This window comes from Lonepinella sp. BR2357, from assembly GCF_051851525.1.
In the GTDB taxonomy this organism is placed as follows: Bacteria; Pseudomonadota; Gammaproteobacteria; order Enterobacterales; family Pasteurellaceae; genus Lonepinella.
In genome coordinates, this window is record NZ_JBPDVG010000002.1 from 191,962 (window position 1) to 205,049 (window position 13,088).

The window sequence follows — 13,088 nt, forward strand, 5'->3', positions numbered from 1 at the left end:
ATTTTTTTGTAAGGATTTTGTGTTTACCACGACTAATATCATGCAAGGCAAATTTTTTAGCCGATTTACAAGGAGAAAAACATGAAATACGGAAAATTATCTTTACTTTTTATATCAGCGATGGTGATGAGCCAAATCAGTGTCGCAGATAGCATGAGTAAACCTATGACGGAGATGAAAAAGATGGACAACACAATGCAACAAACTCAACAACAAGATATTCGTGACATTTATTTAGCCGGTGGTTGTTTCTGGGGTATCGAAGCCTATATGGAAAGAATTTACGGCGTGAAAGATGCCACCTCAGGTTATGCCAATGGGAAAACGGAGCAAACCAGTTACCGTTTAATTGGCGGTACCGATCATGCGGAAACCGTGCATGTGACCTATGATGCCAATTTGGTGTCATTAGATAAACTATTGAAATATTATTTCCAAGTGATTGATCCCACTAGCGTGAATAAACAAGGCAATGACCGTGGTCGTCAATATCGTACAGGGATTTATTATCAAAATGAACAAGATAAAGCGATTATTTTAGCGGCCATTCAAGCGGAGCAAGCCAAACATAAAGATAAAATTCAGGTGGAAGTCGAGCCGTTGAAACATTATATTTTGGCGGAGGACTATCATCAGGATTATTTAAAGAAAAATCCAAATGGTTACTGCCATATTGATTTGGAACAGGCGAACAATATTATTATTGATCCCAAAGATTATCCAAAACCGAGCGATGAAGAATTAAAAGCCAAATTAACGCCGTTACAATACAGCGTGACGCAAAAGAAAAATACTGAGCGTTCCTTTAGCAATGAATATTGGAATAATTTTGAACCGGGTATTTATGTGGATGTCACCACCGGTGAGCCGTTATTTTCTTCTACGGATAAGTTTGAATCGGGCTGTGGTTGGCCTAGCTTTACCCAACCGATTGACAAGGATGTCGTCACTTATGCCGATGATAACAGCTTTAATATGCACCGAACCGAAGTGTTGAGTCGCAGTGGAAAAGCCCATTTAGGTCACGTGTTTGATGATGGCCCGAAAGACAAAGGCGGTTTACGTTATTGCATCAACAGTGCCTCCATTAAGTTTATTCCCTTTAATCAAATGGAAAAACAACATTATGGCTATTTAATGGGGTTGGTGAAATAAGATGTTTGATCAGCAATTAGTAATTAGTAGCGTTTTTCTGGCAGGCTTGTTATCGTTTCTTTCGCCTTGTATTTTCCCCATTGTGCCGATTTATTTTGGTATTTTGAGTAAAGGCGGGAAAAAGATTCTCAACACATTCTTGTTTGTGTTGGGTTTATCCTTGACATTCGTTGGATTGGGCTTTGGCTTTGGTTTTTTAGGTGATGTGTTGTTTAACGATACCACCCGAATTATTGCCGGTATTATCGTGGTGATTTTGGGCGTACACCAATTAGGTATTTTCAAAATTCATGCCTTAGAGCGAACCAAATTGGTGGAAATCAAAACCAGCGGTAAAAGTGCCTCCCTTGAAGCCTTTGTGCTAGGATTAACCTTTAGCCTTGGTTGGACACCTTGTATTGGCCCAGTATTAGCCTCGATTTTGGCCTTATCCAGCAACGATGGATCTGCGTTATACGGTGCCGCCATGATGTTTGTTTATGTGTTAGGGTTAGCCACCCCCTTTATTGTGTTTTCTTTCTTCTCGGAGAGTTTATTGAAAAAAGCAAAATCCATGAATAAACATTTAAACAAATTTAAAATGGTGGGTGGAATATTAATTATCTTAATGGGTATTTTATTAATTACCAATAATTTACATATCTTTATGTAAAATCATATAAGGAAAAATTAAATCATGAAAAAATTATTTGCGTTAGTGTTTATGTTATTGAGTGTGAATTCATTTGCAGCAGGAGAAACCACATTGAAAGATATTCAATTTAAAGATTTAAATAATCAGTCCGTGACCTTAGCACAATATCAAGGTAAACCACTCTATGTCAAAATGTGGGCCTCTTGGTGTCCGATTTGTTTGGCTGGGCTGGCAGAAATTGACGAGTTAAGTGCGGATCAAAATAACGGTTTTAACGTCGTCACCATTGTTTCCCCTGATCAAAAAGGTGAAAAATCCACGGAGAAATTTATTGAGTGGTATAAAGGACTGGAATATAAAAATATTGTGGTCTTGCTTGATGAAAGTGGCGAAGTGCTTAAACGTACGAAAGTACGGGGCTATCCGTCAAGTGTGGTGATTGATCAGGATTTAAATGTCCAAAAAGTGATTCCAGGGCATTTAGGCACAGCACAAATTAAACAAGCGTTTAATGAGTGATATTACCAAGGAGGGTAGGGGCTAACTTTCGGGTTAGCCCTTTTTTCGTTTAATGTGATTGGGCTAATTGTGCAAAAGCCTTATCTGCAGCCACTAAAGTGCGGTCAATATCTTCGTCCGAATGAGCCAACGACATAAAACCTGCTTCATAAGCAGAGGGGGCAAGATAAATCCCTTGTTCTAACATAAAATGGAAGAAACGGTTAAATGTCGTGGCATCACATTGCATCACTTGTTGGAAGTTGCAAATTTCTTGCTGTTCAGTGAAGAATAAACCGAACATACCACCCACATATTGCACTTGGAATGGTACGTCGTGCTTATCGGCTAGGGCCTTTAAGCCGTTGGCTAATTTGGCGGTTTTCTGGGCCAATTTTTCTTCATTGCCCGTTTTACTTAATTCCGTTAAGCAAGCTAATCCTGCGGCCATGGCAATCGGGTTGCCAGACAGCGTACCGGCTTGATAAACAGGGCCTGTTGGGGCAATGTATTGCATAATTTCTCGCTTACCACCAAAGGCCCCCACAGGCATACCGCCACCAATAATTTTGCCTAAACAGGTTAAATCGGGGGTGACACCGTAGTAAGATTGAGCACCGGATAACGCCACTCGGAAACCGGTCATCACTTCGTCAATAATAAATACCGTGCCATAGTGATCGCAAAGTTGACGTAATCCTTGTAAAAAACCGTCTTTCGGTGGAACACAGTTCATATTGCCGGCTACTGGTTCAATGATTAAACAAGCAATCTCATTGGGATATTGTGCAAAGGCTTGCTTGACCGAATCAAGATCATTGTAAGTGCAAGTTAAGGTATGTTTAGCAAAATCTTCTGGCACACCAGGGGAACTGGGTTGTCCGAGCGTTAACGCCCCTGATCCGGCTTTGACTAATAACGCATCGGAATGACCATGATAGCAACCTTCAAATTTGATGATTTTATCTCGTCCAGTATAGCCACGAGCTAAACGAATCGCCGACATGGTCGCTTCAGTGCCTGAACTGACCATTCGCACTAATTCAATCGACGGCATAAGTTTGCAGACTAATTCCGCAAGGGTGATTTCGCTCTCTGTGGGTGCCCCAAAACTGAGTCCGTTTGGCACCGCTTTTAACACGGCATCAATAATCGCCGGGTGATTATGGCCGAGTACCATTGGCCCCCACGATCCCACATAATCAATATATTGCTTGCCGTCGGTGTCGGTAATATAAGCACCTGCGGCTTTTTGAATAAATACGGGCGTGCCACCTACGCCTTTAAAGGCTCGAACCGGTGAATTGACGCCCCCCGGAATCACCCGTTCTGCACGAGAAAAAAGTGCGGTTGAATTTGACATAATTTTTCCTTTATCATTACTCAGATGGAACTATTGTACTGTATTTTCTGTCTAAATTTCGCTTTTTTATAAAAATATTCTGCAATCAACGCTGATTAATGCTATGCTTTGCAATATTTTTTAGGTGTAGCTTGAATAAGGCAAATAAAGGACATGTGGTTAGATTTACTGTTAACATTTTTCGCATCTTTTCTGACAATTGTTGTGATGCGTCCGATTGCTATTGCGGTAGGATTAGTGGATAAACCCAATTATCGCAAACGTCATCAGGGTGCCATTCCTTTAATTGGCGGGATTTCGCTGTTTATGGGCAACCTGTGTTTTTACCTATTACAATGGGATCAAACCAAGTTACCGCAACTGTATTTATTTAGCGTTTTTGTGCTGTTAGCGATAGGGATCTTAGATGATCGCTATGATATTAGCCCTTTCTTGCGAGCAGGGATCCAAGCCATATTGGCGGTATTTATGATCTATTATGGGCGTTTATCCCTTGATCATTTAGGTCAAATTATTGGGCCGTTTACCGTGACGCTCGGTTGGATTGGCGTGGTGATTACGGTATTTGCGACCATTGCGATTATTAATGCCTTTAATATGATTGACGGTATTGACGGCTTACTCGGAGGCTTGTCTAGCGTGGCTTTTGCTGGCGTGGGGATTCTCATGTATATGGATAATCAACATGATCTGGCTCGTTGGTGCTTTGCTTTAATTGTAGCGATTATGCCCTATGCCATGTTTAATCTGTGTATTCCTTTTGGCAAAAAATTCAAAATTTTTATGGGCGACAGTGGCAGTACGTTAATTGGGTTTACGATTATTTGGATTTTGTTACTCAGTACCCAAGGCAAAGGCCATCCCATGAATCCCGTGACCGCCTTATGGTTGGTGGCGATTCCATTAATTGATATGGTGGCGATTATTTATCGCCGTTTGCGTAAAGGGAAAAGCCCATTTCGTCCCGACCGTTTACACGTTCATCACTTAATGGTGCGAGCCGGCTTAACCCATCGTCAGGCCTTTATGCTAATCACGTTTATTGCGGCATTATGTGCAGGATTTGGTATTTTAGGCGAAATTTATTATATTAATGAATGGCTGATGTTTATTTTATTCATTGGGTTATTCTTTTTGTATTCTTATTCGATAACAAGAGCATGGCGAATTACCCGATTTATTCGCCGTCATCGTCGCCGTTTGCGTAAAGCAAAAACATCTGCGATGTAGATTTATTTTTAGTTAGGAAAATTTATGAAATTCTTAAAAGGGTTATTTTTGGTTGTGTTTTTCACCGCACTTTTTGCCGCTGCGGGCTATGGCGGAAGTTATGCCATAAAAGAACAATGGAAAGCGGAGGCGGAAATTGGTCAGCCTAAAGTAGAACAACTTGGCACCTATTTTTCGCTGTTTGAAATGTATCAATTGCTCAATGGCCATAATAAAGAACAGAAAAAAGACACGGCGGCGTTTGTTTATCACGGCTTTAAACTGCAAGTCAACACCTATGATAATGTGGCGAATTTTTGGCTAAATTCAGATTTTTATAAACAACGCCAAACAGGGATTGAAGAAAAAGACAATGCCTTTTTACAAGATCTGATTGCCAATACGACATTTGTGGAAGGAAATTCTGATCGACATATACCAGATCGTATCAGTGTAACCTTAGATAATCCCAAACAAGCAGCACAGCAATTGGATAATTTTGTCAAATATACCAATTATGTGACGCAACAATCTTTATATAATGAATTGATTGCTAAATGGAAAACCTTGTTTAATCAAGTAAATTTGGCTGCCCAACAAAGCACCGATAATGCCGCACAAAATGAATTAAGTTGGAAAGGTAAATTAAACATGATGAAATCGGTTTCACCTTTGGATAACCAATTAATGACCTTTGATTACTTGAAATCACCCAGTCAACCGCGAGTTGCCTCACCGGATCGTTTATTATGGGCCAGCGTAGGCGGTGCGATCGGGTTCTTATTGGGTTTATTACTGGCATTAATTTTCGCTAGACGTAAACAAAAAAATCATAGCTAATTTCCTGAATGGTGAAATTTAAACTATTAACCGTATTTGGGACACGTCCCGAGGCCATTAAACTGGCTCCGTTAGTCAAATTATTGGCGGAGCAAGTGGAATTTGACAGCCGAATTTGTGTCACAGGACAGCATCGAGAAATGCTTGATCAGGTGTTATCCTTATTTGATTTAACCCCTGACGTGGATCTTGAAGTGATGCAAAATGAACAAGATCTGACGGATTTAACCAGTCGAATTTTACAAAAAGTGCGGTGCGTTTTAACCGAGTTTCGTCCCGATCTCGTGTTAGTACAAGGCGATACGACAACCGCCTTTGCCACCAGTTTAGCCTGTTATTATCAACAAATTCCAGTGGGGCATATTGAGGCGGGTTTACGCACTTATCAACCTTATTCCCCTTTTCCCGAAGAAACCAATCGCCGTTTAACATCCGTGTTAGCTCGTTGGCATTTTGCTCCAACACCACAAGCCAAGCAACATTTATTAGCGGAGCATTATCCTGAACAACATATTGTGGTGACAGGTAATACGGTGATTGATGCGTTGCACTGGATACAAAAAAATCCACCAAAAAACACCGCACTTTTTTCGCTTGAACCCCATAAAAAAATGCTCTTAGTCACGATGCACCGCCGAGAAAACTGGGGCAAGGGCATTGAGCAATTGTGTCACAGTTTAATGGCATTGGCTCAACAAGGTTGGCAGATCATTTTTCCTGTTCACCCCAATCCACAGGTGCGAGAACCTGTTTATCAATTATTACAGCATCAGGCTAATATTGAGTTAACCGATCCGCTGCCCTATGTTGATTTTGTGCAATTAATGCAACAAGCCTTTTTAATTTTAACGGATTCGGGCGGCATTCAAGAAGAAGCCACGGCATTGGGCAAACCCGTTTTATTATTGCGAGATCAGACGGAACGAATCGAAGCGGAAAGCTCAGGGATTGTGCAACGCGTAAAGGTGGAACATTCTGCGATTGTTAATGCCGTGGATGCGTTGGCGAAAAATCCAATAAAATATCAACAAATGGGACAAGCCAGCACCTTGTACGGTGACGGCAAGGCTTGTGAGAGGATTATTCAATTTATCAAACAGATAGCAAAAAATGACTAAGCAAATTTCGGTAATTGGATTGGGATATATTGGCTTGCCAACGGCGGTGATTTTGGCGAATTTAGGGCATATTGTGTACGGAATGGATACGGATATGAGCAAAATTTGTGCTATTCAGCAAGCACAAATCACGACCACCGAACCTGAATTAGCCAATGCGTTAAAAAGTGCGGTGCAATCGGGGCGACTTTTCGCCAGTTTAGATGTGAAAAAAGCGGATATTTTTTTGATTGCCGTGCCAACGCCATTGAAAGCCGATTTGACGGCGGATCTGAGTTATTTGCAACAATCCATCCAACAAATTGCCCCGCATTTACAAAAAGGCAATTTGGTGGTTATTGAATCCACCGTGCCAGTAGGCACAACGGAACAAGTGGCTCAATGGTTACAAGAATTACGCCCTGATTTGAGCTTTCCGTTGCTCTCTCAAAATACAGCAGATGTACAAATTGCCTATTGCCCTGAACGTGTGTTGCCGAGCAAAATGATGCAAGAGTTGGTACAAAATGATCGGGTGATTGGTGGATTAAGCCCAGCTTGCACACAACGTGCGGTGGATTTTTATCAAGATGTTGTACAAGGCAAATGTCTTGCGACCAATGCCAAAACCGCCGAAATGTGCAAGCTAACGGAAAACAGTTTTCGAGATGTGAATATTGCTTTTGCTAATGAATTGTCGCTGATTTGTGATCAACAAGACATTGATGTGTGGGAGTTGATTAAGTTAGCCAATCATCATCCGAGAGTGGACATTTTACAGCCGAGCGTAGGGGTAGGCGGACATTGTATTGCGGTGGATCCCTATTTTATTTGTTCACAATCCCCAGAACAGGCAAAATTGATCCGTACCGCCCGAGAAGTGAATAATCATAAGCCTGTTTGGGTAGTAGAAAAAATAAAAGTTGCGGTGGCGGATTTGATGATGGCAAAAAATTGTCGCCCAGATGAAATTAAGATCGCCTGTTTAGGGTTAAGTTTTAAAGCCGATGTGGACGATTTGCGAGAAAGCCCAGCATTAGCAATTACACAAAATCTTGCTCAATGGCATCAGGGCGAAATTTGGGCAGTTGAACCCCATATTCAGACATTGCCTGCGATCTTAGCGGATCAGGTAAAATTAACCGATTTTTCCACCGCACTTCAGCAAGCGGACACCATAGTACATTTGGTGAAACATTCTTATTTTGCTACAATCAAGCCAAATTCAACGCAAGTTTATTTAGATTTTTGCGGTGCGACGGTGTAAAAACGGCAAAAATAAAGGCGGTCACGGATATGTCAACCATCACAAAACCAACCTTAACCAGTACAACCCTTTGGACATCCACCGCTGTCGCTATTAAACTCATTATCGGATTGGTTGTCATCAAAATCTTTGCCTTAAATTTTGGCTCGGCAGGGTTAGGACAAGCAGCAAATTATATGACTTTGCTTACGGTGCTGGGCGTGCTGTCAGGGGCAGGAATTTTAAATGCAGTGACTAAATTTGTAGCCGAATATGAGCAAGATCCGCAACGGTTACAAGCCATTTTAGGCGTAAGTAGTCTATGGATTATGTCGGTTTCAGCGATCTTGGCTCTGATTGGCTTGCTGTTTGCTCAACCCATTTCCTTGTTTTTATTTCAAACCGCTGATTACAGTCTAACCATTCAACTACTTGCCTTGTTGCAATGCTTAATGGCATTGGGTAATTATTTTATCGCCATTTTAAAAGGGCAACGTCAAGCCAAAGCCTGTGCGATGAGTTCTATTTTTTCTAATTTGGTCGGCTCAATATGCTTATTGTTGTGCTTATGGTTCGCAGGTTATCAAGGGGCGTTGATCGGTTTTGCTTGTATTCCCGCCTTGATTGTTGTCCCTAGTCTGATTGCCTTATTCAAGCAACATTGGTATTGGCATTGGCAATGGTTGAAACCTAAATTTGATTTCTCAATCAGTGCATTATTGAGCCACTATATGTTAATGACTTTGGTGACGGCTTGCACAATGCCTGTGGTGTCTATTTTATTGCGTAATCAATTAATCGACAGTCAAGGCTTAAGTGCGGTGGGTTTGTGGCAAGGATTAAGCCGCATTTCTGATGCCTATTTACAGCTTTTAACCACGGCATTTTCGGTGTATTTATTGCCAACTTTTGCCAAATTAAGTGAGAAATCGGCGATTCAAAAAGAAGCCAAAAAAGCCTTGGGTTTTATTTTTCCGTTGGCGTTAGCTCTGGCGTTATTGGTGTTTTTTTCGCGAGATTATTTGATCATTGTGTTATTTAGCCCTGATTTTACCCCAATGTCTGATTTGTTTGGTTGGCAATTAGTGGGCGATCTGTTTAAAGTGGCGAGCTACGTTTTTGGCTATTTATGGTTAGCCAAAGCTGCGACTGGTCGCTATATTTGTGCTGAAATTGTTCAGGGAGTATTATTATTTGGCTTATCCAGTTATGGAATCGCACAACAGGGTGTCGCAGGGGCAACCTTAGGCTATGGACTTTGCTATATGATTTATTTTGGTTTTTGTTGGGCTTTATTTAAGTTGGATTATGGGAGTAAAAAATGAAACAGATTATTCACGTTTTAGGTTCGCCCATTCCCCATCATAATCATACGATGTTGCGTTTTTTAGCGGAGCAGTTGCAACCCCAATTACCGAAACAAGCCATTAAGCAAGTGTTGGTGGTGGGCAAGGGGTATCAAGAGCAATATCCAAGCCTTTACATTCAGGAATTTGACAGTAAAAAAAGTATTGCTCAAGCCGTCTGTCAGTTAGCAAAACACGATCCACAACACTATTTTTATTTACACGGTCAATTTAATTTTCCCCTTTGGATCGCTATTCTTTTGGGTAAATTACCGCCTGACAGGCTCACTTGGCAAATGTGGGGGGCGGATTTACACGAAGACAGTCAACAGTGGAAGTTTAAACTCGCTTATCCGTTACGCCGTTTTATTCAAAAAAAATTAATTTCCGTGGCAGGTTATCAGGGGGATTTAGCTTATTTTAAACAGTATATTAATCCGAGTGTGCAAGGGCATTTAGTTTATTTTCCGAGTAAAATGCACCGCAGTTTTCAGGCTATGGAAAAGGAAAAGCAAAAATCCGATAAACTCACCATTTTATTAGGCAATTCAGGCGATCCGTCTAATCGTCATTTAGTGGGATTGGAGCAAATAAAACAACAGCTTGGGGATAATGTACGGATTATTATTCCGATGGGCTATCCCGAACATAACGGTGATTATATTGCCCAAGTGTCCGCTCACGCCACCAGATTATTTGCTCAAAGTGCGGTGCAAATTTTAACCGAAAAAATGCCATTTCAAGATTATTTAGCTTTGCTTAATCAATGTGATGTGGCGTATTTTATTTTTCAACGTCAGCAAGGGGTGGGATCCTTGTGTTTATTAACTCAATTTAATGTGCCAGTAGTGTTACATCCGAAAAATACCTTTATTGACGATATGCGATTATATCAAGTGCCGTTTCTGTTGCAGGATCAAGTGAGTGAACAACGGATTCGAGAAACTCAGCAAAAATTAACCGCACTGGATAAAGAAACTATTGGCTTTTTTGAACCCCATTTTATGGCAGGTTGGTTGGCTATATTAACGCAGATTTTACAACAAGGGGAAGAGAATGCTTGAATTTGCAGAACTTATCCTGTTGATGCTCTTGTATATTTTGTCATTAAGTGTGATGCTTTATTTATTACAACAAGATGTAAAACAGCAAGGTTTTTCTTTTCATTTATTGTTTAGCTTGGTTTATTTATCGGTCTTTTATTTAGGCTTTCCGTTGTCAATGGGCTTGATGTATGGCTTTCACATTTCATTGCCACCTTTTGCGGTCTTATGCCAAACGTTGTTGACCGCAACAGGATTTTATTTACTTTATTATTGGGTTTATCAAGGCAAATTTTATCCCCGTTTGTTGCCAGAAAAACGTGAGAAAAATACACCGCAGTTGACAGCTAAGATTACGATGTGGATTTTATTGGCGATAAGTTTAGGGGCAATGGTCGTTTTTTATGGATTGAATGGTTTGTTATTATTTAAATTAACCGCCTATAACCAGATTTTCTCGGCTCAAGTGAGTGCGGTCGCCTTAAAACGTTTTTTTTATTTTTGCTTGCCAGCGTTGTTAATTTTTTATTTTCTTCAACCAAGTAAACGCCGTTGGTGGCAATTTCTGTGCTTAGGCGTGGCTTTCGGCGTGTTGAGTTATCTGGTGATCGGTGGCACGCGTGCAAACTTGGCGTTAGCCGTTGCGTTGTTTGTGTTGATTGGCATTGCTCAGGGCTATATTTCTTGGCGAGTATTAGGGGGATTTGCCTTGTTGGGTGTTTTCGCGATGTTTTTATTGGCAATGTGGCGATATGGGTTAGCTTTTAACGATGAACAAACGCTGTTTCGTTTTTTACACTTAACTCGGGATACCTTTTCGCCGTGGGAAAATTTGGCAACCATTCTCAATACAAAAAATATTGAATATCAAGGATTAATGCCCATCATTCGGGATTTTTATGTGTATATTCCCAAAGCCTTATGGGCGGATCGTCCCGATTTAGTGTTAAATACGGCAAATTATTTTACTTGGGACATTAAGCATTATTATGCTGGCTTGGCGATTTCCCCGACCCTAATTGGATCGTTTTATATTATGGGGGGCTATCCGATGATCTTGGCGGGGGCGGTGGGTTCTGCATTGGTTGTCAAAGGATTTGATGGGTTGTACCGTTGGGCTAAAGGTCATGAAAGTGCGGTGTTAAAAGCCTATTGTTTTTCGCATATTTTTACTCTGACGGTGTTAGTGCGAGAAGGGTTTGATGCGTTTGTTTCTCGTTTTGTGTTTTTGACGATAGGTTGGGGCGTGGCGTATGGGTTAGCAAAAGGAATCGTAAAATGGAAAAAGTCGTCATTCGAGAAATAGATATTTTGGTGCCTGAAAATAAGCAAGCGTTGGTTGATCATTTGATTTCCGAAAAGCAAATAAAAACGGGGTTATTGATTGCGATAAATGCGGAAAAAATGATTGCTTGTGCTAAAAATCCCCAAGTGAACGCCTTAATTCAGCAAGCAGAATTTAACTATGCAGACGGTATTAGCGTGGTTTTTTCCATTAAAAAGAAATATCCACAATGGCAAAAATTAACACGGATTGCAGGGATTGATTTATGGCAAGCCTTGTTGCAACGTTCGGCAGAATTGAGTGTGCCAGTTTTTTTGATTGGGGGACAAGCGGATGTGGTGAATCTGGTGGCAGAAAAATTATCGCATCAGCAAGTGGATATTGTGGGATACCAACATGGTTATTTTTCTGAACAAGAAGAAAGGGCAGTGATTGAAAGAATTAAGCAAAGTAATGCGAAGTTTGTGACAGTGGCAATGGGATCGCCAAAACAAGAGATTTTTATGCAAAAAGCACAACAGATTTATCCTGATTGCCTTTATATGGGCGTAGGGGGGAGCTTTGATGTGTTGGTGGGTAAGACCAAACGGGCTCCGTTATTATGGCGAAAACTGAATTTGGAATGGTTATATCGTTTATTAAGTCAACCCACACGTTGGCAACGCCAGTTAAATTTATTGCGATATGCTTATTATTATGTGACGAATAAGTTATAAAATAATCTGAACCGAAGTAAATTCCAGACAAATTGCACAAATTAACAGCTAACGTGAGAAAAACTAAAATTTTTTGAAAAAAGTGCTAGACAACAATGAGCAAAATCATTAATATACGCCTCCGTTGCAACGCAATATGTGTGCGTTCGTAGCTCAGTTGGATAGAGCGTTGGCCTCCGGAGCCAAAGGTCGCAAGTTCGAATCTTGTCGAGCGCGCCAGAGTCAATGCAAAACAACAAAAAAACAATGGTGGCTATAGCTCAGTTGGTAGAGCCCTGGATTGTGATTCCAGTTGTCGTGGGTTCGAATCCCATTAGCCACCCCATTTACTTTATGTAAATCAGACGGCGAGTAGCGCAGCTTGGTAGCGCAACTGGTTTGGGACCAGTGGGTCGTAGGTTCAAATCCTATCTCGCCGACCAATTTAAAAATTTGCGAAAGCAAAATCGTTCTTTAACAATTTATCAGACAATCTGTGTGGGCACTTGTTGATTGACTTGTTTTAAAAAATTAAATAAAACTTGAAGTCTTAATAGGTGCTTAACTTAGAAATTCATTAACTTTCTTTTTAGAAAGTACGATTTAAAAGCAAGCAGTTTATTGAGCGATCGAACTTAAATTGAAGAGTTTGATCATGGCTCAGATTGAACGCTGGC

At 40.8% G+C, this 13,088-nt stretch carries 12 protein-coding genes and 3 tRNA genes; 14 read left to right on the forward strand and 1 reads right to left on the reverse strand.

All coding sequences use genetic code 11. The annotated features are described in order from the left end of the window. The first annotated feature begins 153 nt into the window (after positions 1 to 153). From msrB to ACTG7L_RS02130, 3 genes are read left to right on the forward strand one after another with little or no spacing between them, the layout of a single operon-like run. A complete protein-coding gene (gene msrB, locus ACTG7L_RS02120; protein ID WP_439287315.1) occupies positions 154 to 1,155 on the forward strand; it encodes a peptide-methionine (R)-S-oxide reductase MsrB in 1,002 nt (333 codons plus the stop codon). 1 nt (position 1,156) lies between these two features. After that, entirely contained in the window at positions 1,157 to 1,807 is a 651-nt protein-coding gene (locus ACTG7L_RS02125) for a cytochrome c biogenesis protein CcdA (protein WP_439240677.1), read from the forward strand. A gap of 24 nt (positions 1,808 to 1,831) precedes the next feature. Beyond that, the gene (locus ACTG7L_RS02130; RefSeq protein WP_439240675.1) at positions 1,832 to 2,308 is read left to right on the forward strand and encodes a redoxin family protein; all 477 of its coding nucleotides are present in this window, start codon (positions 1,832 to 1,834) and stop codon (positions 2,306 to 2,308) included. Between the two features lie 49 nt (positions 2,309 to 2,357). Here ACTG7L_RS02130 and hemL read toward each other — a convergent pair whose 3' ends face one another. Next, entirely contained in the window at positions 2,358 to 3,650 is a 1,293-nt protein-coding gene (gene hemL / locus ACTG7L_RS02135; RefSeq protein WP_439287303.1) for a glutamate-1-semialdehyde 2,1-aminomutase, read from the reverse strand. A gap of 153 nt (positions 3,651 to 3,803) precedes the next feature. On the opposite strand from hemL, the gene wecA reads away from it, so the two are divergent. The 11 genes from wecA to ACTG7L_RS02190 all read left to right on the forward strand — a co-directional run bounded on the left by wecA (position 3,804) and on the right by ACTG7L_RS02190 (position 12,854). Continuing rightward, on the forward strand, positions 3,804 to 4,880 hold the full coding sequence (gene wecA / locus ACTG7L_RS02140) for a UDP-N-acetylglucosamine--undecaprenyl-phosphate N-acetylglucosaminephosphotransferase (protein WP_439240671.1): 1,077 nt from the start codon (positions 3,804 to 3,806) through the stop codon (positions 4,878 to 4,880). Between the two features lie 24 nt (positions 4,881 to 4,904). Next, positions 4,905 to 5,699, forward strand: a complete 795-nt coding sequence (locus ACTG7L_RS02145) for a GlyGly-CTERM sorting domain-containing protein (protein ID WP_439287304.1) — start codon at positions 4,905 to 4,907, stop codon at positions 5,697 to 5,699. An 8-nt stretch (positions 5,700 to 5,707) separates the two neighbouring features. Continuing rightward, a complete protein-coding gene (wecB, locus tag ACTG7L_RS02150; RefSeq protein ID WP_439287305.1) occupies positions 5,708 to 6,817 on the forward strand; it encodes a non-hydrolyzing UDP-N-acetylglucosamine 2-epimerase in 1,110 nt (369 codons plus the stop codon). Continuing rightward, positions 6,810 to 8,063 (forward strand): UDP-N-acetyl-D-mannosamine dehydrogenase, encoded by a 1,254-nt coding sequence (gene wecC, locus ACTG7L_RS02155; protein WP_439287306.1) that lies wholly within the window; start codon positions 6,810 to 6,812, stop codon positions 8,061 to 8,063. Before wecB ends, wecC begins: the two co-directional genes overlap by 8 nt. Positions 8,064 to 8,092: 29 nt before the next feature. Further along, positions 8,093 to 9,367: a lipid III flippase WzxE gene (gene wzxE / locus ACTG7L_RS02160; protein ID WP_439287307.1), complete on the forward strand. Its 1,275-nt coding sequence runs from the start codon at positions 8,093 to 8,095 to the stop codon at positions 9,365 to 9,367. After that, complete coding sequence (locus ACTG7L_RS02165) at positions 9,364 to 10,452, forward strand: TDP-N-acetylfucosamine:lipid II N-acetylfucosaminyltransferase (RefSeq protein ID WP_439287308.1); 1,089 nt, start codon at positions 9,364 to 9,366, stop codon at positions 10,450 to 10,452. The genes wzxE and ACTG7L_RS02165 overlap by 4 nt, the downstream gene beginning before the upstream one ends. After that, a complete protein-coding gene (locus tag ACTG7L_RS02170; RefSeq protein WP_439287309.1) occupies positions 10,445 to 11,737 on the forward strand; it encodes a WzyE family oligosaccharide polymerase in 1,293 nt (430 codons plus the stop codon). The genes ACTG7L_RS02165 and ACTG7L_RS02170 overlap by 8 nt, the downstream gene beginning before the upstream one ends. After that, positions 11,710 to 12,432: a lipopolysaccharide N-acetylmannosaminouronosyltransferase gene (gene wecG / locus ACTG7L_RS02175; RefSeq protein WP_439287310.1), complete on the forward strand. Its 723-nt coding sequence runs from the start codon at positions 11,710 to 11,712 to the stop codon at positions 12,430 to 12,432. Before ACTG7L_RS02170 ends, wecG begins: the two co-directional genes overlap by 28 nt. A 142-nt stretch (positions 12,433 to 12,574) precedes the next feature. After that, positions 12,575 to 12,651, forward strand: a tRNA-Arg gene (locus ACTG7L_RS02180). A 30-nt stretch (positions 12,652 to 12,681) separates the two neighbouring features. Then, positions 12,682 to 12,757 (forward strand) — tRNA-His (locus tag ACTG7L_RS02185). A 20-nt stretch (positions 12,758 to 12,777) separates the two neighbouring features. Then, positions 12,778 to 12,854: transfer RNA gene (locus tag ACTG7L_RS02190), tRNA-Pro, on the forward strand. The last annotated feature ends 234 nt before the right edge of the window (positions 12,855 to 13,088 follow it).

Bases quoted from the DNA above. Each gene is read 5' to 3' on its own strand.
- ACTG7L_RS02165 (WP_439287308.1), top strand. From the start codon at position 9,364: ATGAAACAGATTATTCACGTTTTAGGTTCGCCCATTCCCCATCATAAT.
- hemL (WP_439287303.1), bottom strand. From the start codon at position 3,650: ATGTCAAATTCAACCGCACTTTTTTCTCGTGCAGAACGGGTGATTCCG.
- ACTG7L_RS02130 (WP_439240675.1), top strand. From the start codon at position 1,832: ATGAAAAAATTATTTGCGTTAGTGTTTATGTTATTGAGTGTGAATTCA.
- msrB (WP_439287315.1), top strand. From the start codon at position 154: ATGAGTAAACCTATGACGGAGATGAAAAAGATGGACAACACAATGCAA.
- ACTG7L_RS02125 (WP_439240677.1), top strand. From the start codon at position 1,157: ATGTTTGATCAGCAATTAGTAATTAGTAGCGTTTTTCTGGCAGGCTTG.
- wecC (WP_439287306.1), top strand. From the start codon at position 6,810: ATGACTAAGCAAATTTCGGTAATTGGATTGGGATATATTGGCTTGCCA.
- wzxE (WP_439287307.1), top strand. From the start codon at position 8,093: ATGTCAACCATCACAAAACCAACCTTAACCAGTACAACCCTTTGGACA.
- wecA (WP_439240671.1), top strand. From the start codon at position 3,804: ATGTGGTTAGATTTACTGTTAACATTTTTCGCATCTTTTCTGACAATT.
- ACTG7L_RS02145 (WP_439287304.1), top strand. From the start codon at position 4,905: ATGAAATTCTTAAAAGGGTTATTTTTGGTTGTGTTTTTCACCGCACTT.
- wecB (WP_439287305.1), top strand. From the start codon at position 5,708: ATGGTGAAATTTAAACTATTAACCGTATTTGGGACACGTCCCGAGGCC.
- ACTG7L_RS02170 (WP_439287309.1), top strand. From the start codon at position 10,445: ATGCTTGAATTTGCAGAACTTATCCTGTTGATGCTCTTGTATATTTTG.
- wecG (WP_439287310.1), top strand. From the start codon at position 11,710: ATGGAAAAAGTCGTCATTCGAGAAATAGATATTTTGGTGCCTGAAAAT.